Source organism: Vibrio maerlii (assembly GCF_003415655.1).
In the GTDB taxonomy this organism is placed as follows: Bacteria; Pseudomonadota; Gammaproteobacteria; order Enterobacterales; family Vibrionaceae; genus Vibrio; species Vibrio maerlii.
In genome coordinates this window covers 109,844-132,031 of the sequence record NZ_QRHC01000005.1, presented here as the reverse complement: position 1 = coordinate 132,031, position 22,188 = coordinate 109,844, and the positions used below count along the sequence as shown (strand labels likewise).

The window sequence follows — 22,188 nt, the reverse complement described above, 5'->3', positions numbered from 1 at the left end:
TATGGAGTTCCATATAATCCACGCCGTCTGCTATTCCATAAAAATATAGGTAACTCCGTGAACTGTTTTGTTAAAGCTGCTCTAATGACAGCAATTGTGTCTATCCCTACCGTCGCTCAAGCGAAAATCTCTCAATGGTCTTTGGGAGCGGCGGCTTCATACTCTCCAGCTGTTTATAAAGATACAGATTCAAACAAAACGGTAATTCCTGTTGTGGGTTACGAGGGCGAGCACTTATTCTTACGCGGCTTCACTGCAGGCTATCGTCTAGCACCACTAGGATCTCCGCAGAACGTTATTTTTCGTCTGGGCTATGACCCACGTACTCTTAAACCTGAAGATTCAGATAATGAAATCATTAGTAAATACGTTGATGAGCGCGAGGCGACAGTACTTGGAGGTATCTCATATCAAGTAATCACCCTAGCTGGCATTTTCGAAATGGGTGGAGGTACCGATGTGGGTGGCACGCATAATGGTTTATACGCCGAGGCTTCTTGGCGACTACCTATTCGTCGCAAGGGTTGGGGTTTTACACCATCTATTGGTTATTCGTATAATAGTGAGCGTATTAATAATCATCTATACGGCGTGTCAACTTCTGAAGCAAAAAAATCTTCTGGACAGCTTGAAGCGTTTGATGCTGATTGGGATGGTCAGTACTTTATCGGTCTTTCGGGCTATGCATACGTAACACCAAACGTACGAGTTACGGGTGGTGTTCGCTATACGAACCTTGAGGGCGAAATCGAAAAGAGTCCTTTGATTGAAAGCGGCGTATATACGTCAGTGAATTTTGGTGTCGCTTACGTATTTTAATTGGTTTGAATAAGAATAAACGAGAAAGGGTTGCCAGATGGCAACCCTTTTGGATCTCTATGCTAAAAAGCTAGAAGCGGTAACTAAGCGTTAAATATTTGCTTGAACTCAGCCGCTGATAGGTGGTATTGACGAGGACAGTTGCGCCATGTTGTCAGCATACGACGGTATTTCTCTAGCATTGGCATTTGTGCGTTAAAGTGGTGATCCGCTTTATCGAATTGAGGATATAAACCTTCAGAGTCTGTTAGGAAGCGTACGTAGTTAACCAATTGAGCTTCGGTCGCGATGTCAAAACCTAGGAAGTTAAGGCGACGTTGATCGACTTCCTTTCGCTCTTCTTCCGCAAGCATCTTGTTTGACTCTTGCATCGCGTGATACATCTCCATAATGTCGATTACTTCACGGCACTCGTCTTCTACTAAACAGCCAAACTCCTTGTTGAGCTCACGCATTTGTAGCTCGTAGCCACGCTCTACGATTGTTTGTAGACGTTCATACTTTTCTGCGTTTTCTGGCGTCAGCTTTGACATTAGGTAGTATTGATTTGAAAGGATCAAACGTTGAGCGTTAGTCATTTCCATGGGAAGAGCCTCACTATATTTTCATTTTTTTGTTAACACTAAGACTAACAGTAATCAGCGTGTTTGAAACATGATCTCAACACGAGTTTGGACGGTTTTGTATGAAATAAAAACAAAATGCCGACTGAAAACTCGGCATTGAATGTAACAATTTGTATATTCTGGAAGTGGTTAGTATTTGATGTTGTCGTGGTATTCAGACAGCACTTCTACAATCGAATCCATTGTTTCTTTGCTTGGCGGGTTAACGCCCTCAAGAGGGTACTCAATACCGAGTGCTTCCCACTTGTGAGCACCAAGCTTGTGATAAGGAAGTAGTTCGATTTTCTCGATGTTATCCATATCTTTGATGAATTCACCCAATAGACGAGCATCTTCCAAAGAGTCTGTATAGCCGGGAACGATAACGTAACGGATCCAGGTTTTTTGCCCGACTTTGTGTAGGTAGCGAGCGAAGTCAAGTACACGAGTGTTCGATACACCGATAAAGTCTTTGTGAATTTCGTCGCGCATATGCTTAAGGTCAAGCATCACAAGGTCTGAAACCTCAAGAACCTCATCGATAACGTCGGTGTGTTTACGGATGTAACCGTTGGTATCAAGACAAGTATGGATGCCATTGTCTTTAGCCGAACGGAAGAAATCGCGTACGAACTCAGGTTGAAGCATCGCTTCACCACCTGAACATGTCACACCACCGCCAGAAGCGTTCATAAAGTGTCGGTAAGATTTGGCTTCGTTGATGATTTCTTCAACCGTCACTTCTTTACCATCATGCGTATCCCAAGTATCACGGTTGTGGCAATACTGACAACGCATTAAACAGCCTTGAAGGAAAACAATAAAGCGGATACCTGGACCATCGACGGTACCACAAGATTCAAATGAATGAATGCGACCAGTAGTAGACATGAGCAAATCTCTTATAAATATAATTGTGGTTATTTTATTACAAAATGTAGGGATAAGACAGGCAATTGGTCGCATTACCGCGACTTTGATGTAACCAAAATCGCGGTTAAGTAGAGAGTGTTTAGAAGAAGGCGAAGAGGGTTATATTACCCGTGCCATAGAATGAATCTGGTGCTTCTTTATAATCAGGTGTTTTGATGCTGGTGGATAAGCTCGCACCAACATATTGGTTGTACCAAGCGACACCAAGTACACCGTTTGCTTGTACGTTTTCTAAGGTCACATCATAAATCGAAGGATCAGAAATGTTTGGATCATCCTCGATACCAGAGCGATCACCTTCGATCGTAATATCATTGAATCGGTAGCGAGCTTCAACACCACCGAATACGAACCATCCGGTGTTTGATGCTCCGATCATACCCGCGCGGAAGGGGTTCTCGAAATCAATTTGTGCTGAACCAAAGTTACCACCAAGGTCAGTACCCCAACGAAACATCAAGCCCGTTGATACATCACTCCGAAAGTTACCGGCATTGACTTCAGACACGTTTGAAATTTCCCAGTCTGTATTCGCTATGGCGGGTGTTCTAAGCAGGTTGAAGTGGCCTGTGTAGCCAACGCTACCCACAAACTTGTCATCAACCTGATAGTCCCAGCCATTTGGCTCATCTGATTTGGTGATCGAGTGTACTAGTTTTTGTGCTTCTTCAGAGAGAGCACTATCCCCAGTCGTACCTAGCGTTAGATTAAAACGTTGAGCTTGCTGAGGGTGTAGGCTGATGTAATTGAATTCGCCGTTTAGGTAACCTGCGTATGGTCTGTCGTTGGCCAAAGGCTCGGCTGCCTCAATATCACTTGGGGTGTACATCTTGTGTCCCAGGATGAACTCGATCTTATCTAAAGAAGCGGCGCCCCAATAACCTAAACTCAACGGTTTTGCCCAAGAATAAGGTGTGATCGCTCCAGACGTATAAGAGAGGAAAATACCATTTGTATAGTCTTGGTCAACACCAAAGATACCATCGTTATCGAGAGCAAAAGTAACAGTCGAACGATCTGAAGCATGGGAGGCAAAAGGGATTGCGAGTAAAAGAGGTAAAAGGCGAACAAACTTCATAAGAATACTGCATTAAAAAGTGAACGGTGATATTACAGCAGTTTGATTATTGGGCAAATGCTTAATAATGAAATATCTACTCTAACTTTAACAATATGAAGTGGGTTCTAAAAAAGTGTTTCTAACTATTTCTCTGATAATAAAAAACCCCGCCGAAGCGGGGTTTTATCAAGCATCTTTAAGTTGAGAATTATAGAGACTCAGTGAAAGTACGTGCGATTACGTCAGCTTGTTGCTCTGCAGTTAGAGAGTTGAAGCGAACAGCGTAACCAGATACACGGATTGTTAGCTGAGGGTATTTCTCAGGGTGCTTAACAGCGTCTTCTAGAGTGTCGCGGTTAAGAACGTTAACGTTCAGGTGCTGACCGCCTTCGATACCAGTTTCGTGGTGAAAGTAACCATCCATTAGACCAGCAAGGTTAGCGCGCTGTGAATCTTCTTCTTTACCTAGAGCGTTAGGTACGATAGAGAACGTGTAAGAGATACCATCTTTCGCGTCAGCAAACGGTAGTTTACCTACAGATGTTAGAGATGCTACAGCACCTTTCTCATCACGACCGTGCATTGGGTTCGCACCAGGAGCGAAAGGAGCGCCTGCTTTACGACCGTCTGGCGTAGTACCAGTCTTCTTACCGTATACAACGTTAGATGTGATAGTAAGGATAGACTGAGTAGGGATAGCATCACGGTAAGTCTTAAGCTTACGGATCTTGTTCATGAAGCTAGAAACTAGTTCACAAGCCATGTCATCTACGCGAGCATCGTTGTTACCGAATTTAGGGTAGTCGCCAGAGATTTCGAAATCTACTGCGATGCCGTCTTCGTCACGAACTGGTTTAACAGTACCGTATTTGATTGCAGATAGTGAGTCAGCTGCAACAGATAGACCAGCAATACCACAAGCCATAGTACGACGAACGTCACGGTCATGAAGAGCCATTAGAGACGCTTCGTAAGAGTACTTGTCGTGTGAGTAGTGGATTGCGTTTAGTGCAGTCACGTATTGCTTAGCTAGCCAATCCATGAATGTGTCTAGACCAGCCCAAACTTTGTCGAAGTCTAGTACTTCGTCAGTCATCGCTTCAGATTTAGGACCAACTTGGATCTTAAGCTTCTCATCTACACCGCCGTTGATAACGTAAAGTAGAGTCTTAGCAAGGTTTGCACGAGCGCCGAAGAACTGCATGTGCTTACCGATGATCATTGGAGATACACAACAAGCGATAGCGTAGTCATCGTTGTCGAAGTCTGGACGCATTAGGTCATCGTTCTCGTACTGGATAGAAGAAGTATCGATAGATACCTTCGCACAGAACTTCTTGAAGCCGTCAGGTAGTTGCTCAGACCAAAGAACAGTGATGTTTGGCTCTGGAGAAGGACCCATAGTGTATAGCGTGTTTAGGAAACGGAAGTTAGTACGTGTAACTAGCGTACGACCGTCAACACCCATACCACCCATAGATTCTGTTGCCCAGATTGGGTCGCCAGAGAATAGCTCATCGTACTCAGGAGTACGTAGGAAACGAACCATACGTAGCTTCATTACGAAGTGGTCGATCATTTCCTGAGCTTGTTCTTCAGTGATGATGCCAGCAGCGATATCACGCTCAACGTAAACGTCAAGGAACGTAGAAGTACGACCTAGAGACATTGCCGCGCCGTTTTGAGATTTAACAGCAGCTAGGTAACCGAAGTAAGTCCACTGAATAGCTTCTTGAGCTGAAGTAGCAGGACCAGAGATGTCGTAGCCGTAAGATGCAGCCATTTCTTTGATTTGACCTAGAGCACGGTGCTGCTCTTGGATCTCTTCACGAAGTTGCATTGTCATCTGTAGGTCATCACCAGACTCAAGTTGTTCTTGAGTTGAGTGGAACTGAGCTACTTTGTCCTTCATTAGGAAGTCAATACCGTAAAGTGCTACACGACGGTAGTCACCGATGATACGACCACGACCGTATGCATCAGGAAGACCAGTTAGAACACCAGACTTACGACATTTTAGGATGTCAGGAGAGTAAACATCGAAAACACCTTGGTTGTGTGTTTTGCGGTACTCAGAGTAGATCTTAGAGATTTGAGGATCTAGAGTACGACCGTATGCTTTACAAGAACCTTCGATCATACGTACACCACCGTTAGGGATAAGTGCACGCTTTAGAGGCGCTTCAGTTTGAAGACCAACGATAGTTTCTAGGTCTTTCTCGATGTAACCAGCATCGTGTGAAGTGATGGTAGAGATTACGTCAGTATCGAAATCAACTGGAGCGTGAGTGCTGTTTTCCAGTTTGATACCTTCCATTACTTTAGCCCAAAGCTTGTTAGTTGCTTCAGTACCTTCAGAAACTAGGAAAGCTTCATCGCCTTCATACGGCGTGTAGTTCTTTTGAATGAAATCACGAACGTTTACTTCGTTTTGCCAATCACCTTCAGCAAAACCTTCCCAAGCTTTAGCAAATTGCTCTGCCATGACATACCTACCTTTTTAGTAGTAAAAACACGTACTGTTTTCGCCGTTGAGCCAGCTAGCTTATCGCTAAGCGCAGTACACTCTATTAATAACAATATTTATACGTACTAGTTTTAGTACAGATATAAATATTGTCACTATCCTAAACTAAGAATCGTGCAACAACCCTTTTGGGGTATAAAGAACCACTACAGTATATGTGGACTCTCTATCTTGAGTTCAAGGTTAAACTAAAATTTTTTTGCAAACCTTAAACTAAATCAATAAATGCCAAATTATTAAAAAAAATTTTAATGTAAGCATTTGCATTCAAAAAAAGTTGAGAGCCGAATTTGGCTCTCAACTTCATTGAATCATTATAGGAACGCTTTGATGCCGTATTGGCCTTCAAGCATGCCTACAGCCAGCATCGCGACTAGACAGATAACTAGAACACCTACTGGGATAACAATCTTGTCTACAAAAGATAGACGCTGAGCACGCTCTTTGTCACCGATAAGACCGTTGTTATCAAGCAGCATAGTGAGTGCCCAAGCTAGAACTGGGTTCACGACTGCCGAACCGAAGATACAGATACCTGCCGCCTGTGAATCTTTGCTGTCTTTAACCATCTGCATACCCGCTTCAAGTAGAGGTAGAGATACACCCACTAGAAGAGCGACACGCATGAACGGAGGCCATGTCGCGATGTCCATCGGGAAACCAAGGATTGCTACGATGATACATAGAGAACCAAGTAGGATAGAACCTGCTGGGATAGGGCGTTTAGCGATAGCCGCAGGAATCATGTAAGTACCCCAAGATGAAGTGATGTTACCACCACCCACAGCTGTACCAACCATTTGACGTACAGAACACATAGTCATTGTGTCATCAACATCCATCAGTACTTTTTCAGATTTTTTAGGGTAGTTAAGCTCTTGGAAGATACGGTGGCCAAGGAAGTCAGGAGACCACATCGCAACCGCAAGAATTGCAAATGGTAGAGATGCAATGAAGTGCTCAACGTTTGGAAGACCAAGCATCCAACCTTCTGTCTCAGAGCCCCACCAGTAAACTGGGTTTAGGTTAGGGATCCCCGTCTCTGTTTCGAATACAATATCGAAGCCCGCACCAAGTACCAATGCGATAGCAAGACCAGTAAACGCACAAACTGGGATTGCAAGCCAACGCTTGTTCACTTTCGCTAGGAATGCGTAGATTGCAATCGTTACTGCTAGAACGATAAGACCAACATAACCCATGCTACCCGCAGCAACCGTGTCTGATTGCAAGCCAACAGCCCACGCTTGGATTGAGTTGATCTGGCTCATCGTTCCGGTTAAGCCTAAGAAGATTAAGAGACCACCTGCGGTACCTTCAGAGGTTAAGTTAACCAGTTTAGAGCCACCTTTTAGGAAACTCAGAATCAAGCCAAACACACCGATTAAGATAGCCAATGCAAGAGGGTGTGCACCCGCCAGAGCGATTGTGCCGATAAGAGGGATCATTGGCCCGTGGTTACCTGCGAGGTTGGCCTTCGGGTTAATGAAGCCAGAAGCAAGCACACAGAAGAGTAGTGCTGGAATAAGCATCTCAACACGCGCAACCTCGATAGCGAAGTCTTTGCCTAGTTGAACGTGGTCCCAAGCAGCAGTTAGGCCTTCAGCCCAAGACATCATTACTGCTGAGTACATCGCGATGATGCCGATAGTACCTGCAAGTGCTGGAACAAGATCTTCTAATTCGAAGCGGAAATCACGACCAGGAAGGTTTAAACCGTAACGGCGTGGTTTCATGATTTGAAGTTCGTGGTCTAGGTAGTCCGAACGGCTAGCGAACTCAGATGAAGGACGGTGAAGCTCTTGATAGCTCTTTGTCTCGATATCCGAATCAGAGTGCGCTTTATTTACTGCGTCTGACATAGATTCCTCGTCTATAAAGTTATTAATTCTGATGATTATGTAAAACTGCTACAGCCATATGACACACTCTTCTAGACCGAGGTTATTGTGCTTGAAATCTACAACACTCATAAACAACCATGAGCATATCCAAGGAACCTAACCAAGAAAGCACGTTCAAAAAGAGTGATTTATATGTGCTTCTTATGATTGCCGCTGAGTCTATCAAGCCTACCCAAAAGGGGGATTGATTTAGATCACTTTCTTAATATTAGTGAAATAAAACTACACAATCGCACACAAATTAAGCTTTATGGGCCATAAAGGTTGAGAATTAACTTCAGCTTATAGAGTTTGAGCCATTTTTCTTACGATTGCGACGTGCTAGAAGAAATATTGCAACGTTACTAATGTGTTAAAAATCACTAGTCGTTAACAATTGCCCTCAATAAAGAACATGTGAACATTTACAAAATCACTTATGTCACAAATTAAATTAATAATCCTTACCTATGAGAAGTGACTAAATATTCTCCACTTGGCTTTTTTATGCGAATTATGGAGCATAAAAAGCTGTATTGTGAATATAAATTTAGCTATATTGACTGAATATAAGGTTGCGGCAGGTTAATAATTTGTTGCAACTGTAAACATGCAATGCTAGCGTGTAGTCAGTCGAAGGTCGGAGCACCTTGCAGTCGCAATAGATTAGGGAGCAATTAGCGCATGAAAGATGTACCAGCGCTGGACATAAAAGAACTGCACAAAACGTTCGGTCAGAACGAAGTCCTAAAAGGCATCTCTTTAGAAGCACATAAAGGCGATGTTATTTCAATTATTGGCTCTTCCGGTTCTGGAAAGAGTACGTTCCTTCGTTGTATCAACCTATTAGAAACACCGACAGCAGGTGAAATCTGGGTGAACGGTGAACTGATTCAGATGAAGAATAACCGTCAAGGTGAGTCGGTCCCTGCCAATGAAAAACAGGTACAGCGCATTCGCTCACGTCTTGCGATGGTTTTCCAAGGTTTTAACCTCTGGTCACATTTGACCGTTCTCGAAAACGTCATCGAAGCACCGATTCACGTGCTCGGTGTACCAAGATCCCAAGCTATCGAAAACGCAGAAGTGTTGCTAAAGAAAGTAGGATTATACGAGCGAAAAGATTATTACCCAGGCCACCTTTCTGGTGGTCAGCAACAGCGCGCAGCTATTGCTCGTGCGCTTGCGGTAGATCCAGAGGTTATGCTGTTTGACGAACCAACATCTGCACTCGATCCAGAGCTTGTGGGAGAGGTGTTAGGTGTCATGCGTGATCTTGCCGATGAAGGGCGAACCATGTTGGTGGTGACGCACGAAATGGCATTTGCTCGTGATGTGTCCAATCATGTGATGTTCTTACATCAAGGGTTAGTTGAAGAGCAGGGTGATCCTGCAAAACTATTTACGAACCCAGAGTCTGAGCGCTTGCAGCAGTTCATCTCATCTATTTATTAAAAATTTAATAGTGCCGGCACAGATCGGCATATAAACGAGGCGTAGACCTCACTTGTACACACAACAAAAACTATCCGTAAATCACAGGAGTATGGAAATGAAAAAGTGGTTACTAGCGGCTGCACTAGCAGCGACAGCGACTTCAGGCGTAGCAATGGCAAAGGATTGGAAAGTCGTACGCTTTGGTATTGAAGGTGCTTACCCTCCATTTAGCTGGACAGAGGCTGATGGTTCAATCGCTGGCTTTGACGTAGATATGGCTAACGCGCTTTGTAAAGAGATGGAAGTGAAATGTAAGATCGTTCCTCAAGACTGGGATGGCATTATTCCATCACTACTGGCTCGTAAGTACGATGCTATCATCGCGGCTATGTCTATCACTGAAGAACGTAAGAAGAAGGTTGATTTCACTGGTAAATACGCACAAATCCCTAACAAGTTCATCGCTAAAAAAGGCGCTGATCTTAACTTCGACAACCTAGATGGTGCGAAGATCGGTGTTCAGCGCGCAACGACGCACGACAAATACCTAACTGATACTTATGGCAAGAAAATCGACATCGTTCGTTACGGTTCTTTCGATGAGGCTTACCTCGATCTTGCAAACGGCCGTATCGCAGCGGTATTAGGTGATGCGTCTGCACTTGAAGAAGGTGTGATCAATAAGGCGGGTGGTGAAGCATACGAGTTCGTTGGTCCTTCTCTTACTGACCCTAAATGGTTCGGTGACGGTATGGGTATCGCGGTTCGCAAGCAAGACAAAGACTTAACGAAGAAGCTTGATGCTGCGATCGAATCTCTACGTGAGAAAGGTGTTTACCAGGAAATCGCTGCTAAATACTTCAAATACGACGTTTACGGCCAATAATAAATCAGCCGAAACGTAACAAATACAGGGCAGCCTCAGGATTTTATGTCCTAATGCTGCCCTTTCAATATTCAAAGCCGTTTGTTGGATATTATTATGCTTGATCTGCAGGGGTATGAAGCCTCTATATTCAAAGGTGCAATCCTAACCGTTGAGGTTGCGGTATTGTCGCTGACTCTTTCTGTTATTTTGGGGATGCTCGGGGCGCTAGCTAAGCTTGCTCCGTACCGCTGGGCGCGTGCTATTGCGACCTTATATACCACTATCATTCGTGGTATCCCTGACTTAGTGTTAATGATGTTGATCTTCTTCGGTGGCCAGATCCTGCTGAATAATAGCCTGTACTCAATCAACGAGTGGCTAAATGAGTGGTTCACCTCGAGCGACCCAAATCACGAGTGGACTTCCTACCTACCGGATTATATCGATGTCAGTCCATTTATTGCTGGCGTGCTTACGATAGGCTTTATCTTTGGTGCTTACATGGCTGAGACTTTCCGTGGGGCAATCATGGCAGTAGATAAAGGCGAAATGGAAGCGGCTAAAGCTTATGGTATGAGCGGCCCAATGGCATTCCGTCGTATCTTGCTCCCGCAAATGATTCGTCACGCATTACCTGGCTTTGGTAACAACTGGTTGGTGTTACTGAAAACCACAGCACTTGTCTCGATTATTGGGCTTGAAGATATGGTCCGAGTCAGTTCATTGGCCGCAGGCTCAACAAAAATGCCATTTACCTTCTACATGGCTGTAGCACTCATTTTCCTTCTGCTTACAGCAGTATCAACGGGCTTATTGAAGCTTGTTGAACGTAAATTTAGCATTCACGCGAGGTAACCATGGACTTTTCACTTATTTTTGAAAGCTTTCCTGTTTACTTAGAAGGCTTATGGACAACGACCTGGTTAGTCGCGCTGTCGCTATTTATTGGTATTTTTGTCGCAGTCCCGATGGCAATTGCGCGCAACAGTAAGAATTATCTATTGATGGGGCCAGCATGGGCGTTCATCTACTTTTTTCGTGGCACGCCACTTCTCGTGCAGCTTTACCTAATCTACTACGGCATGGACCAGTTTTTCCCTGTGAAAGATACGCTTTGGGAAAACGCTTGGTTTTGTGCTCTGGTCGCTTTCGTGCTGAATACCTCGGCTTATACCTCTGAGATCGTGCGCGGTGCGATTAATGGTTTGCCTAAGGGCGAGGTTGAAGCAGCAAAGGCTTACGGTATGAGTACATTCATGACTTATCGTCGAATTATATTGCCGAGCGCATTGCGTCGCGCGTTGCCAGCTTACAGCAATGAAGTGATCTTCATGCTACACGGTAGTGCTGTAGCAGGTATCGTGACGATTCTTGATCTTACAGGCGCAGCGCGTCTTGTTAACTCTCGCTACTACGCACCCTTTGAATCCTTCTTAACCGCTGGCCTGTTCTATATGGGACTAACGTTTATCATCCTTTGGATATTTAAACACGCAGAGAAACGCTTCTTAGCTTACATGCGTCCACTTGGTTCTCAGTAAACGCTACCCATTAGTTGAACAAAGAAGTTAATCAAAAAAAAACCGAAGCTTATCGCTTCGGTTTTTTAGTATTTAGGCAATAGCAATTTAATCTTGTATAAAGCCCTACACTTCAAATGTTGACCAAATCGGGGCGTGATCAGACGGTTTTTCAATACCACGCAACTCATAGTCGATATCGGACTCCACACAGCTTTCAGCAAGTGAAGGTGTCGCTAGAATCACGTCGATGCGAAGACCACGGTTATCAGGGAAGCCTTTTGAGCGATAGTCAAACCATGAGAACTTGTCATCAGCATCTGGGTGAAGTTGACGGAAAGTATCAACAAAACCCCAGTCTAGTAGTGTTTTAAGCCACTCACGCTCAATAGGTTGGAAAGAACATTTACCGGTTTTCAACCAACGTTTACGGTTTGGTTCGCCAATACCGATGTCAGCATCAATAGGACTAATATTGATGTCACCCATTACAATAACCTTCTCGTCATTTGAGTGCGCATCGTCTAGATAAGCCATCAAATCTTTATAGAACTGTTCTTTGTATGGGAACTTAGTCTCGTGATTGATGTTGTCACCTTGAGGAAAATATCCATTGAGTACCGTCACTTTCTCGCCGTTGGTGTCTTCAAACGTCGCCATAATCATGCGCTTTTGGTGCTCTTCGTTGTCCGTCGGGAAACCCTTCTGAACAGAAATTGGCTCTTGCTTACACAGCATTGCAACACCGTAATGTGCTTTTTGACCATGGAAGTAAACCTTATAACCCATTGCTTCGACGTCCTCGATAGGAAACGCTTCGTCGTGCACCTTGATCTCTTGTAGACCAATTACATCTGGTTGATGTTTATCGATAAGTGCTTGGAGCTGGTGAAGGCGGGCACGAAGGCCATTGATATTAAAGCTGACGACTTTCATTTGTGATCCATTCTCAATTGTCATTTGTTGTTGAGCTTAACATTTACCATCGGGCTAAAGAAGCATCTCAAAGGAATTCATTAAGTTATCGAAAAATAGCAGGAAATTAACACTTTTATAAACAATATCTTGATGTTCTCAATTTCTATGTTTAAATGCATTATCGCTGTGATTTACGTCGAAAATGGAACATAAAGACATAATAATCCACAGATCGCAGCTTAATGTAGTAAAAGGATGTCCTATGAAGTCTCTTTCCGTGCAGTGGAAGATCACCTTATTAGCAGGCCTCTGCCTGTTGGTTACCTCTTTATCGCTTGTCGCATTTTCAATTTATAACGCTAAACAGAGCCAATTGGCGACTCAATCAGTCAGCTTCGAATCGGTTGGAACGAAATCGCAGCAGTTACTAGAATCCACATCTCAGCTCGGTGCGAAAGAAGTTCAACAGTACTTTGAAGAGGCAACCTATCGCGCTGAAATGCTTGCGTCTAGTGCACTATTCATTAAAAGTAATGCTGAAGATAATTTCATGGCGAGTGATGATCTACGCGCCATGCTTGATGATATGGTTCGTCAATCTGTAATAAACTTTGATTCGATTCAGGGAGCCTATTTAGTCTTCAAACCTAATGCGCTAGACGGGGAAGACAGCAACTATATATTTGCAGATTACGTGGGTTCAAACGATGTCGGTCAATTTGCGACTTACTGGTTATCTTCATTAACAGGTGAAGACGTCCTGTCGAATACGTTAAGCACTCAATTGCTAAGTGAACCTTCTAACGCAGAGCGTTTTTTCTGCCCTCTATCAAGTGGTGCAACATGTGTTAGCACACCTCAAGTAATTAATAATGATACCGGTACTTTCTTAACCTCTTCTATCTCAGTTCCCTTAAGAGTTGAAGGTGATGTAGTTGGCTTCTTTGGTTTAGATCTGCGTTTGGATGGTTTATCTGCGATTGTTGAGCAGTCAGATAAGAGCCTTTTCAATGGTAATGGGTCGATTGATATTGTTAGCCTTGATGGCAGTGTCATTGCTTCTGATAATCCACAGACGCAAGTGGGCAGTGCATTTTCATCACCAATGGTTACCTTAGATGAACTCACGAACTTGCTGTATGGCCAAGAAGTTTCGGCGTTTTGGAATAGAGAAGACACGCAGCTTAACGTGTTTGCCCCAGTTGAGGTGGCAAACCAAACTTGGGGGATCTTATTTCAGGTACCACGCGATAGTGTGATGGCTGACGCTGAAGTACTTGACTCTGTAATCAATCAATACGTAGAAGAAAGCTTGGTTAAGCAATTGACGATTGGTGCTGTATTTATTGTCGCGGGCCTGCTGATCATTACCCTCGCATCGAAAGCTTTGGTCAAGCCGATTCGTGAGGTAGTGGCACGCCTTGATGACATTGCTTCTGGAGAAGGTGATTTAACTCAGCGTTTGGAAGTAAAAAGCAGTGATGAAGTGGGTCAGTTAGCCAAGGGCTTCAATCTGTTCCTAGATAAGCTACAAGTGACCATCAAAGAAGTAGTCACAACATCTCACGAAGTATCACAAGTATCAACAGCAGGGCGCAAGACTGCGCAACAAACAAGACAGAGTAGTGATGCTCAGTTTAAAGAAGTAGATTTAGTTGCTACGGCTTCAGAAGAGATGACACAAACAGCTGCCCTAGTAGTACAGAATGCAGATTTAGCTGTTAAGGCTGCGACTAGTGCAAATCAGTCAGCAAGTGATGGTCAAGAAATAGTAGAGCGCTCTGCTCGTGAGATGCGAAAACTGGTGGAAAGCATGACACGCGCTGTGCCAGTGGTGAAAGAGCTTGAAGTGAACAACAATAATATCACCGAAATTCTAGGGGTTATTGAGGGTATTTCAGAGCAAACTAACTTGTTGGCATTGAACGCTGCTATTGAGGCTGCACGTGCTGGTGAGCAGGGGAGAGGCTTTGCAGTTGTGGCGGATGAAGTTCGTAGCTTAGCAAGCCGTACTCGCGATTCTGTGGATGAGATACGCGGAGTTATTGAAAATGTGCAAACGGGTACACAGGACGTGGTTGAGGCAATCGAAGAGGGTAACGTTCTGGCGAACGATACCGCAGAGACGGTGCAAAACGCAGTGAATAACTTAGGTGCAGTGTTTGAGTCCATCACTGAGATTCACAATATGAACAGTGAGATAGTAAGAGCAGCTCAAGAGCAACAATCTGTATCGAACGAAGTAAACCTTAATGTTGCTAATATTAGAGAACTGAGTGGTGAAATCCTGCATCAGGCAGAACAGTCAGAGGCTGACGGTCGTAAGATAGAGAGTCTCGCAGAGAAGCAGCAAGGTTTAATCAATCAGTTTAAGGTCTGATACACTTTATCTTTAACCGATGAAATAACGGCGAGCATTGTGCTCGCCGTTTTTGATTCGGCGCTAATAATTAGGGTCAAAAGCCCCTAGTCCGCAACAAACCAGTACCCCTTGTTAAGCAGTGCTGTCAGGTGAATTAGGCTTTCATGGGAGATCTGCGTGAAATCTTCCGCAGAGATTTCATCATAGTTACACAGTGTCGTGACGATATGAGTTTCTTCACTATCAAACTCAAAGATCTCACCATTGATGTAGGCAATGTTTGGTTTGTCTTCTAAGAACAAAGATTTTAAACCAGAAACTTTGTATAGGCTCTTGCCCGATTGAAGAAAGTCTACCAACTCCTCTGCTTGCCATACTTCTTCAGGAGCGACGATATCAAGTTGATGGCGTGATTGACTCAACATACAACCCAAGAACTGATTGACGTTGTCTTGAGAGGCCATGGCCGCTTTCAGCATCTTGGTAAGATCAGCGATATCATTATTGCTTACTTCACTGTGATTGCGACGAGTGTTCAATTCTGGGTTGTGCAAGTGCATATCGCCTTGTTCGTGAGCAAGTACATAGTCAGCAAAATTGCTTAATAGCTCTTGTTCTTTTGGAGAGCGATAACCAACCGAGTAGCTCATTGAAGGCTCAAGTGTTTTACCTTCATGAGGGAAACCTGGTGGGATGTAAAGAATGTCCCCTGGTTCCAATTCGCCTTCGATTAACGTATCGAATGATTCAATCTGGCGTAGCGCAGTATGGCGATGGTTTTCATTGTATTGGCCATGGTCTTTTTCGCCTACACGCCAGTAACGTTTGCCTTGGCCCTGAACAATAAACACATCGTATTGGTCGATGTGTGGGCCTACGCCGCCTCCCTCCACAGAGTAAAGAACCATGAGGTCGTCAAACAGCCAGTTAGGCATGGCCTTAAAAGGTTCTAGCATTTCTGCTGCACCTTGGTGCCAGTGATTTGCGGCTTGAACAATCAGCTGCCAGTGAGTTTCTGGAAGCTGAGCGAATTTTTCTTCTGGGAATGGACCGTGTTCGGCACTCCATTCATCATTCAAGTTAGAGACAAATCGAGAATCAACTTCTTCTTCCATTGAAAGGCCGGCAATCTCTTCGGGAGAAATAGGATCTTGGAAGTTAGCAAAGCCACCCTTAATAATGGTTGGTTTCTTCTGCCAATACTCTGCCAGGAACTCTTCAAGTGAAAAACTGAGTTGATACATGTTGTGTCTCTTTTACATTTTTTGAGGAACAGAAATAAAAAAGGTTGGCCTAAGCCAACCTTTTGCTTCGCGCGAGATTATACGCTGATTACAGCTTATCTGTCAGCTCAATTGCTTGACCGATGTAGTTCGCTGGCGTCATCTCTTTTAGACGTGCTTTCTCATGCTCAGGAAGCTCAAGTCCATCGATGAAGTTACGCATTGCTTCACCATCTACACGCTTACCACGAGTTAGCTCTTTTAGCTTCTCGTATGGTTTCTCGATGCCGTAGCGACGCATTACTGTCTGTACAGGCTCTGCTAGAACTTCCCAGTTTTGGTCTAGTTCCGCAAGCAGTGCGTCACGGTTAACTTCTAGCTTGCTAATACCTTTCAGAGTTGAAGTGTAGGCAATGATTGCGTAGCCAACACCAACACCAAGGTTACGTAGAACCGTTGAGTCAGTTAGGTCACGCTGCCAGCGAGAGATTGGCAGTTTCTGAGCTAGGTGACCGAATACTGCATTCGCAAGACCTAGGTTACCTTCAGAGTTTTCAAAGTCGATTGGGTTAACTTTGTGAGGCATTGTTGATGAACCGATTTCACCAGCAATGGTCTTTTGCTTGAAGTGACCCAGAGCGATGTAGCCCCAAACGTCGCGGTCGAAGTCGATTAGAATGGTGTTGAAACGTGCAACTGCGTCGAATAGCTCAGCGATGTAATCGTGCGGTTCGATTTGAGTTGTGTATGGGTTCCACGTTACGCCTAGAGACTCAGTGATGAACTCTTCAGAGAACTGGTGCCAGTCAACTTCTGGGTAAGCAGATAGGTGTGCATTGTAGTTACCTACTGCACCGTTGATTTTACCTAGAATCTCAACGTTAGCGATTTGCTTGTATTGGCGTTCCATACGGTACGCAACGTTCGCCATTTCTTTACCCATTGTAGATGGAGAAGCTGGCTGACCGTGTGTACGAGAAAGAAGAGGAATGTCGCGGTACTCAACAGCAAGTGCTTTGATTGCGTCAATGATGTTTTGGATTTCAGGAAGAATCACTTCATCACGTGCTTCTTTAAGCATTAGAGCGTGAGACGTGTTGTTGATGTCTTCTGAAGTACATGCAAAGTGGATGAACTCATTCACAGCGTGAAGCTCAGGAACACCTGCCACTTTCTCTTTAAGGAAGTACTCTACTGCCTTAACGTCGTGGTTCGTTGTACGCTCGATCTCTTTAATGCGTGCTGCATCTTCTTCAGAGAAGTTTGCTGCTAGTTCATCTAGGAACTTGTTTGCTTCTGCACTGAAAGCTGGTACTTCTGCAATCGCGTCTGTAGCTGCAAGCTTTTGTAACCAACGGATTTCAACGATAGAGCGGTACTTTAGTAGGCCAAACTCACTAAAGATGCTGCGAAGTGCTGTTGTTTTGCTTCCGTAACGGCCGTCTACTGGTGAAACAGCAGTCAATGCTGACAGTTCCATGATGTTCTCCTGAATTGAGTGTCAAAATTTTCGTGTGCTTTATACCAATAACTTGAGCGATTGTCACGAATATTGCGCAAACGTTTGCTTTAAAGTTATTTCACTACAGCTTTGGTATAAAAAATCAGCTCGCGACGAAGCGCGAGCTGGATAAATTGTTTAGATACGTGCAAGCAGTATTTGTGCTTGTTCGACCATCTTTTTACGGCCGAAGATCAAGTGACGACGCTTACCGCCAACTTGTCGCCAAAGTACTGAACTGCGGATACCGGCAAGGAGTAGTGCACGTACTTTGTGTTGATTCGATGTTTGTTGTAAAACCGAAGGAGTGCCAGAAACTTGAATACGAGGGCCGATAGGGCTGATCACATCTAAGTAGATACTTGCAAGATTGCTGAGCATTTGATCTTCTAAGATTTCGAAGTGTTCCGTCTGGCGCTCTGCCATAGAGATGCGGTCACCTAGTTGTGACATTGCGTCAGGGCGGCTATCAAGCTTACGTTCGAGCGCCATCAAGCTAATGATATAACGAGTAAGCTCACTTCCTGTTGGGGTACTATCGATACCTTTTACTAAGGTTTCTAGACCGAGTTTAAGGTCTGCTTCGCGTCCGTAAACACCCACTGTATTCGATGGGTTCATACAAATGATCGATTTGATTGCAGTTTCAAAAGCATCGCGGTCACAGTGGCCATTCTTTGCTACTTCTTGAACAAGTGCTACCGCTTGACAGATACCAGCAAAGGCAATAGTGCGATCATAGAGTGTGTTTGCCACGTAATTTACTCCTGTAAAACTGCAATGGTTGCTGATGACGTATTATCAAACGTCTTCAAACAGTTAGCCACCACAATAATGTGATGGCTAATCAATTTATTAAATTAGATGCGTTGCTCGATGATACCGCCACCAAGACATACGTCTTCGCTATAGAACACCGCTGATTGACCTGGTGTTACCGCGATTTGTGGCTCGTCAAAGATAACTTTAATGTTCTCATCATCGATAGGGATGATAGTACAAGGGATATCGGTTTGACGGTAGCGAGTTTTCACGGTGCATTGTAACGGTTCTTTAATCGCAGCGCGATCTACCCAGTGCAATTGTGAGGCAATAAGCCCTTGAGATTTAAGCATTGGGTGATCTTTACCTTGTACTGCAATCAAAACGTTGCGATCTAGGTCTTTCTCACCAACAAACCACGGCTCTTCGTTACCGCCACCACCTTTAGTACCGCCGATATGAAGGCCTTTGCGTTGGCCTAGTGTGTGGTACATCAAGCCATTGTGCTTACCAATCACTTTTCCTTCTGGTGTTTCAATATCACCAGGTTGAGCTGGAAGGTAGCGACCAAGGAAGTCAGTAAATTTACGCTCACCAATAAAACAGATGCCCGTTGAATCTTTCTTCTTAGCTGTAATTAGGTCTTGCTCTTCAGCAATGCGGCGAACTTCAGGTTTTTCTAGTTCACCCACTGGGAACAAGCTGCGTTCAACTTGGTCAGCACTCAGTGTATAAAGGAAGTAGCTTTGATCTTTGTTGCCATCTAGGCCGCGCAGCATTTTCGCACGAACACCGTTTGCTTGTTCTTCAGCTGTAGGGAAAGTACGGCGAACGTAGTGACCCATTGCGATATAATCAGCGTCGAGTACTTCGTCAGCAAACTCTAGGAAGGCTTTAAATTTAATTTCTTTATTACATAGGATATCCGGGTTTGGTGTACGACCTGCTTTGTATTCAGCAAGAAAGTATTCAAACACGTTGTCCCAGTATTCAGCGGCAAAGTTAATGGTATGTAGGTGGATACCTAACTTGTCACATACTGCTTGTGCATCAGCAAGGTCTTCTGCTGCTGTACAGTATTCTTCGTTATCATCTTCTTCCCAGTTCTTCATGAACAAGCCTTCAACTTGATATCCCTGTTGTTGTAATAAATAGGCAGATACAGATGAATCGACACCGCCGGACATACCGACGATTACTTTCTTTTGGCTATTCTCAGAACTGTTGTTAGACATGATTTAATACCACTTTTTTTAACCGGAGGCAGATTCTAACAGAAACGAAATCAAGGTGACAGTTCCGAGATCGGAATCACACTTTCTGTCTTGTAAACCCTGTGCTCCAATGAGTTGTAAAGATACCTAAACCCTTGGTATCTACTATGATGTCAGCACTATATGTGGCATAGTTTGCCAAAATCCAAGTGCTAGAGATAAAAATGTCTGAACAAAATGAATTCATGCAAGAAGCAGAGCTTATAGAGATCGTTGAGAACCAACTTGCTGATAGTAATCCACTTAAAGTTAAAGAAACTTTGATGCGTTTAATGATGACGGGTACACCACGAGAAGACGCGGTTGCAATGATGGCTTGTGCCGTTTCAATTGAAATCTTTGATGTTATGAAAAATGACGCTCAATTTAATCTAAAGCGTTATAGTGAACATTTAGATCAACTTCCTGATTTAGGTTTTATGGAGGGTGAGTAAATTCTTCTGATCTAATTGGTATCGCAACCGTTTGCGTTATTTTGTGTTATTGCCGTGTCCAATTGGGCGCGGTAAAATCTCACCCCTTTTTATTCTATTTTCACGAAAGTCGCCTTTATGAAATTTCCTGGTCAAAGAAAGTCTAAACATTACTTCCCGGTTCATGCTCGTGATCCGCTAGTCAGCCAATCGCAATCTAGTAAGAAAATGGCTCGCACTCATATTATTGGTATTGACCAAACATTGGTTGATATTGAAGCGAAAGTTTCAGCTGATTTCATTGAGAAGTTTGGATTAAGTAAAGGTCACTCGTTGGTTATTGACGACCAAACGGCGGAAACGCTTTATAACGAGTTGAAAGAAGGGAATCTAATTACCAATGAATTTGCTGGCGGCACGATTGGTAATACACTGCACAACTATTCTGTATTAGCCGATGACCGCTCAACACTACTTGGTGTTATGAGCCAAGATATTAAAATCGGTAGTTATGGGTATCGCTATCTTTGTAATACTTCTAGTCGAATGGATTTAACTCATTTACAAGGCGTAGAAGGTGCGATCGGTCGTTGCTTTACTTTAATTACTGAAGATGGTGAGCGTACTTTCGCAATTAGTGAAGGACAAATGAACCAACTGCGTCCCGAAAGTATTCAAGAAAAAATATTTAAGAATGCATCGGCTTTGGTGATTACCGCTTATTTAGTCCGTTGTAAAGAAGGCGACCCTATGCCAGAAGCAACGATGCAGGCAATTGAATATGCTAAGAAGCACGATGTACCCGTTGTATTAACCCTAGGTACTAAGTTTGTTATTCAAGACGACCCTGAGTTCTGGCGTGAATTCTTAAAGCAACACGTTACAGTTGTTGCAATGAATGAAGATGAAGCCGAAGCATTAACGGGTGAGAGCGATCCTTTAATGGCGTCTGATAAAGCGCTAGAGTGGGTTGATCTTGTGTTATGCACAGCAGGCCCGATAGGTCTTTATATGGCCGGCTATACGGAAGAGTCCGCAAAGCGCGAAACCAGTCTTCCTTTATTACCGGGTGCAATTGCTGAATTTAACCGCTTTGAGTTTAGTCGTCCGGCTGCAAAAGCAACCTGTGAAACACCAATTAAAGTATATTCACATATTGCGCCTTATATGGGTGGTCCAGAGAAGATTAAGAATACCAATGGTGCAGGCGACGCTGCGCTGTCTGCTTTACTTCACGATATGGCAGCAAATAAATACCACAAAGAGAATGTTCCAAACTCAAGTAAGCATCAGCATACTCATCTAACTTATTCTTCATTCTCACAAGTATGTAAGTACTCTAACCGTGCGAGCTATGAAGTCTTAGTTCAGCATTCTCCGCGTTTATCTCGTGGTTTACCTGAGCGTGAAGATAGCTTGGAAGAAGCATACTGGGAACGTTAATCCTTATATTTCTAATGTAACTCATTGCCTTTGATTATGAGAGCCTGTTGATTTATCAATGGGCTCTTTTTTTTAAATAGTCATTAACTTAAGCTGTATTTTATTGGGCGTTGTCATTTTAAAGATACAAAAAAAGCGAGCATAGCTGCTCGCTTTTCATCAAACTTTATATCTCTTAGATTAGGAAGTCATCAAGAGACTTACCTGCATCAAGCTGCTCTTGAATTGCAGAAGGTGTACGACCTTGGCCTGTCCAAGTTTTTTCTTCGCCAGACCCATCTACATATTTGTATTTAGCTGGGCGAGGAGCGCGTTTTTGTTTTGCTTTTGGTTTAGCTTCACCAGCCATTGCAGCAACTAGTTCATCTAAATCAATACCATCTTTAGCAATCATTGCTGCATATTCAGCAAGTTTAGCTTCACGTTCTGCTTTAGCTGCACGCTCTTCAGCTTCTGCTTCTTGGCGCTCAGTAACTACCGTAGTTAGTTTATCTAGAGCTTCTTCTAATTGCTCTAGAGTAAGCTCACGAGAGAAAGCACGTAGGCTACGGATATTTAGTAGTGTTTTTGTTAGTTCAGACATCGCTATTCCTTATCAAAAATAGGCCGCTATATAATAGTTAGATAATAACAGTGAAAA

The 22,188-nt window shown here is 43.7% G+C and carries 19 protein-coding genes; 8 read left to right on the top strand and 11 right to left on the bottom strand.

The features are described from left to right. Positions 1-84 precede the first annotated feature (84 nt). Positions 85-819 (top strand): MipA/OmpV family protein, encoded by a 735-nt coding sequence (locus tag DPF91_RS10280; protein WP_117234547.1) that lies wholly within the window; start codon positions 85-87, stop codon positions 817-819. An 83-nt stretch (positions 820-902) separates the two neighbouring features. On the opposite strand, the gene DPF91_RS10275 is transcribed toward DPF91_RS10280, so the two are convergent. The 5 genes from DPF91_RS10275 to DPF91_RS10255 form a co-directional block, all read right to left on the bottom strand. Continuing rightward, on the bottom strand, positions 903-1,403 hold the full coding sequence (locus DPF91_RS10275) for a YfbU family protein (RefSeq protein ID WP_117234340.1): 501 nt from the start codon (positions 1,401-1,403) through the stop codon (positions 903-905). 171 nt (positions 1,404-1,574) lie between these two features. Continuing rightward, positions 1,575-2,315, bottom strand: a complete 741-nt coding sequence (gene pflA / locus DPF91_RS10270; RefSeq protein WP_117234339.1) for a pyruvate formate lyase 1-activating protein — start codon at positions 2,313-2,315, stop codon at positions 1,575-1,577. A 121-nt stretch (positions 2,316-2,436) separates the two neighbouring features. Beyond that, positions 2,437-3,435 carry a lipid A deacylase LpxR family protein gene (locus tag DPF91_RS10265; RefSeq protein ID WP_117234338.1) on the bottom strand — a complete coding sequence of 333 codons (999 nt, stop codon included), beginning with the start codon at positions 3,433-3,435 and terminating at the stop codon, positions 2,437-2,439. Between the two features lie 190 nt (positions 3,436-3,625). After that, a complete protein-coding gene (pflB, locus tag DPF91_RS10260) occupies positions 3,626-5,902 on the bottom strand; it encodes a formate C-acetyltransferase (protein WP_117234337.1) in 2,277 nt (758 codons plus the stop codon). A 356-nt stretch (positions 5,903-6,258) separates the two neighbouring features. Next, a complete protein-coding gene (locus tag DPF91_RS10255) occupies positions 6,259-7,806 on the bottom strand; it encodes a DUF3360 family protein (protein ID WP_117234336.1) in 1,548 nt (515 codons plus the stop codon). Positions 7,807-8,511: 705 nt separating this feature from the next. Between DPF91_RS10255 and DPF91_RS10250 the strand changes: the two genes are divergently transcribed. From DPF91_RS10250 to DPF91_RS10235, 4 genes are all read left to right on the top strand, one after another. Continuing rightward, positions 8,512-9,282 (top strand): ABC transporter ATP-binding protein, encoded by a 771-nt coding sequence (locus DPF91_RS10250; RefSeq protein WP_117234335.1) that lies wholly within the window; start codon positions 8,512-8,514, stop codon positions 9,280-9,282. Between the two features lie 97 nt (positions 9,283-9,379). Beyond that, on the top strand, positions 9,380-10,150 hold the full coding sequence (locus DPF91_RS10245) for an ABC transporter substrate-binding protein (protein WP_338116873.1): 771 nt from the start codon (positions 9,380-9,382) through the stop codon (positions 10,148-10,150). 96 nt (positions 10,151-10,246) lie between these two features. Then, the gene (locus tag DPF91_RS10240; protein ID WP_117234333.1) at positions 10,247-10,987 is read left to right on the top strand and encodes an ABC transporter permease; all 741 of its coding nucleotides are present in this window, start codon (positions 10,247-10,249) and stop codon (positions 10,985-10,987) included. A 2-nt stretch (positions 10,988-10,989) separates the two neighbouring features. Continuing rightward, positions 10,990-11,673: an ABC transporter permease gene (locus DPF91_RS10235; RefSeq protein ID WP_117234332.1), complete on the top strand. Its 684-nt coding sequence runs from the start codon at positions 10,990-10,992 to the stop codon at positions 11,671-11,673. 105 nt (positions 11,674-11,778) lie between these two features. Here DPF91_RS10235 and xthA read toward each other — a convergent pair whose 3' ends face one another. Then, positions 11,779-12,588: an exodeoxyribonuclease III gene (gene xthA / locus DPF91_RS10230; RefSeq protein ID WP_117234331.1), complete on the bottom strand. Its 810-nt coding sequence runs from the start codon at positions 12,586-12,588 to the stop codon at positions 11,779-11,781. Positions 12,589-12,832: 244 nt separating this feature from the next. Between xthA and DPF91_RS10225 the strand changes: the two genes are divergently transcribed. Next, positions 12,833-14,950 carry a methyl-accepting chemotaxis protein gene (locus tag DPF91_RS10225; protein ID WP_117234330.1) on the top strand — a complete coding sequence of 706 codons (2,118 nt, stop codon included), beginning with the start codon at positions 12,833-12,835 and terminating at the stop codon, positions 14,948-14,950. 86 nt (positions 14,951-15,036) lie between these two features. On the opposite strand, the gene DPF91_RS10220 is transcribed toward DPF91_RS10225, so the two are convergent. The 4 genes from DPF91_RS10220 to mnmA form a co-directional block, all read right to left on the bottom strand. Then, positions 15,037-16,176, bottom strand: coding sequence for a ribosomal protein uL16 3-hydroxylase (locus DPF91_RS10220; protein ID WP_117234329.1), 1,140 nt, complete (start codon positions 16,174-16,176; stop codon positions 15,037-15,039). An 88-nt stretch (positions 16,177-16,264) separates the two neighbouring features. Then, complete coding sequence (gene purB, locus DPF91_RS10215; protein WP_117234328.1) at positions 16,265-17,635, bottom strand: adenylosuccinate lyase; 1,371 nt, start codon at positions 17,633-17,635, stop codon at positions 16,265-16,267. 159 nt (positions 17,636-17,794) lie between these two features. Continuing rightward, positions 17,795-18,412 (bottom strand): high frequency lysogenization protein HflD, encoded by a 618-nt coding sequence (gene hflD, locus DPF91_RS10210; RefSeq protein ID WP_117234327.1) that lies wholly within the window; start codon positions 18,410-18,412, stop codon positions 17,795-17,797. Between the two features lie 104 nt (positions 18,413-18,516). Further along, entirely contained in the window at positions 18,517-19,653 is a 1,137-nt protein-coding gene (gene mnmA / locus DPF91_RS10205) for a tRNA 2-thiouridine(34) synthase MnmA (RefSeq protein ID WP_117234326.1), read from the bottom strand. A 203-nt stretch (positions 19,654-19,856) separates the two neighbouring features. Here mnmA and DPF91_RS10200 point away from each other — a divergent pair, with 203 nt between their 5' ends. Both DPF91_RS10200 and DPF91_RS10195 read left to right on the top strand, forming a co-directional pair. Beyond that, complete coding sequence (locus tag DPF91_RS10200) at positions 19,857-20,126, top strand: hypothetical protein (protein WP_117234325.1); 270 nt, start codon at positions 19,857-19,859, stop codon at positions 20,124-20,126. A 117-nt stretch (positions 20,127-20,243) separates the two neighbouring features. Next, positions 20,244-21,548 (top strand): inosine/guanosine kinase, encoded by a 1,305-nt coding sequence (locus DPF91_RS10195; RefSeq protein WP_117234324.1) that lies wholly within the window; start codon positions 20,244-20,246, stop codon positions 21,546-21,548. Between the two features lie 175 nt (positions 21,549-21,723). Here the strand turns inward: DPF91_RS10195 and DPF91_RS10190 are convergent, their stop codons facing one another. Next, the gene (locus tag DPF91_RS10190; protein ID WP_117234323.1) at positions 21,724-22,131 is read right to left on the bottom strand and encodes an H-NS family histone-like protein; all 408 of its coding nucleotides are present in this window, start codon (positions 22,129-22,131) and stop codon (positions 21,724-21,726) included. Positions 22,132-22,188: the final 57 nt, after the last annotated feature.

Coding starts and splice junctions, on each gene's coding strand:
- DPF91_RS10220 (WP_117234329.1), bottom strand. CDS start 16,176: ATGTATCAACTCAGTTTTTCACTTGAAGAGTTCCTGGCAGAGTATTGG.
- DPF91_RS10240 (WP_117234333.1), top strand. CDS start 10,247: ATGCTTGATCTGCAGGGGTATGAAGCCTCTATATTCAAAGGTGCAATC.
- DPF91_RS10245 (WP_338116873.1), top strand. CDS start 9,380: ATGAAAAAGTGGTTACTAGCGGCTGCACTAGCAGCGACAGCGACTTCA.
- pflA (WP_117234339.1), bottom strand. CDS start 2,315: ATGTCTACTACTGGTCGCATTCATTCATTTGAATCTTGTGGTACCGTC.
- purB (WP_117234328.1), bottom strand. CDS start 17,635: ATGGAACTGTCAGCATTGACTGCTGTTTCACCAGTAGACGGCCGTTAC.
- DPF91_RS10195 (WP_117234324.1), top strand. CDS start 20,244: ATGAAATTTCCTGGTCAAAGAAAGTCTAAACATTACTTCCCGGTTCAT.
- xthA (WP_117234331.1), bottom strand. CDS start 12,588: ATGAAAGTCGTCAGCTTTAATATCAATGGCCTTCGTGCCCGCCTTCAC.
- DPF91_RS10280 (WP_117234547.1), top strand. CDS start 85: ATGACAGCAATTGTGTCTATCCCTACCGTCGCTCAAGCGAAAATCTCT.
- DPF91_RS10255 (WP_117234336.1), bottom strand. CDS start 7,806: ATGTCAGACGCAGTAAATAAAGCGCACTCTGATTCGGATATCGAGACA.
- DPF91_RS10275 (WP_117234340.1), bottom strand. CDS start 1,403: ATGGAAATGACTAACGCTCAACGTTTGATCCTTTCAAATCAATACTAC.
- DPF91_RS10265 (WP_117234338.1), bottom strand. CDS start 3,435: ATGAAGTTTGTTCGCCTTTTACCTCTTTTACTCGCAATCCCTTTTGCC.
- pflB (WP_117234337.1), bottom strand. CDS start 5,902: ATGGCAGAGCAATTTGCTAAAGCTTGGGAAGGTTTTGCTGAAGGTGAT.
- DPF91_RS10235 (WP_117234332.1), top strand. CDS start 10,990: ATGGACTTTTCACTTATTTTTGAAAGCTTTCCTGTTTACTTAGAAGGC.
- DPF91_RS10190 (WP_117234323.1), bottom strand. CDS start 22,131: ATGTCTGAACTAACAAAAACACTACTAAATATCCGTAGCCTACGTGCT.
- DPF91_RS10250 (WP_117234335.1), top strand. CDS start 8,512: ATGAAAGATGTACCAGCGCTGGACATAAAAGAACTGCACAAAACGTTC.
- mnmA (WP_117234326.1), bottom strand. CDS start 19,653: ATGTCTAACAACAGTTCTGAGAATAGCCAAAAGAAAGTAATCGTCGGT.
- DPF91_RS10200 (WP_117234325.1), top strand. CDS start 19,857: ATGTCTGAACAAAATGAATTCATGCAAGAAGCAGAGCTTATAGAGATC.
- DPF91_RS10225 (WP_117234330.1), top strand. CDS start 12,833: ATGAAGTCTCTTTCCGTGCAGTGGAAGATCACCTTATTAGCAGGCCTC.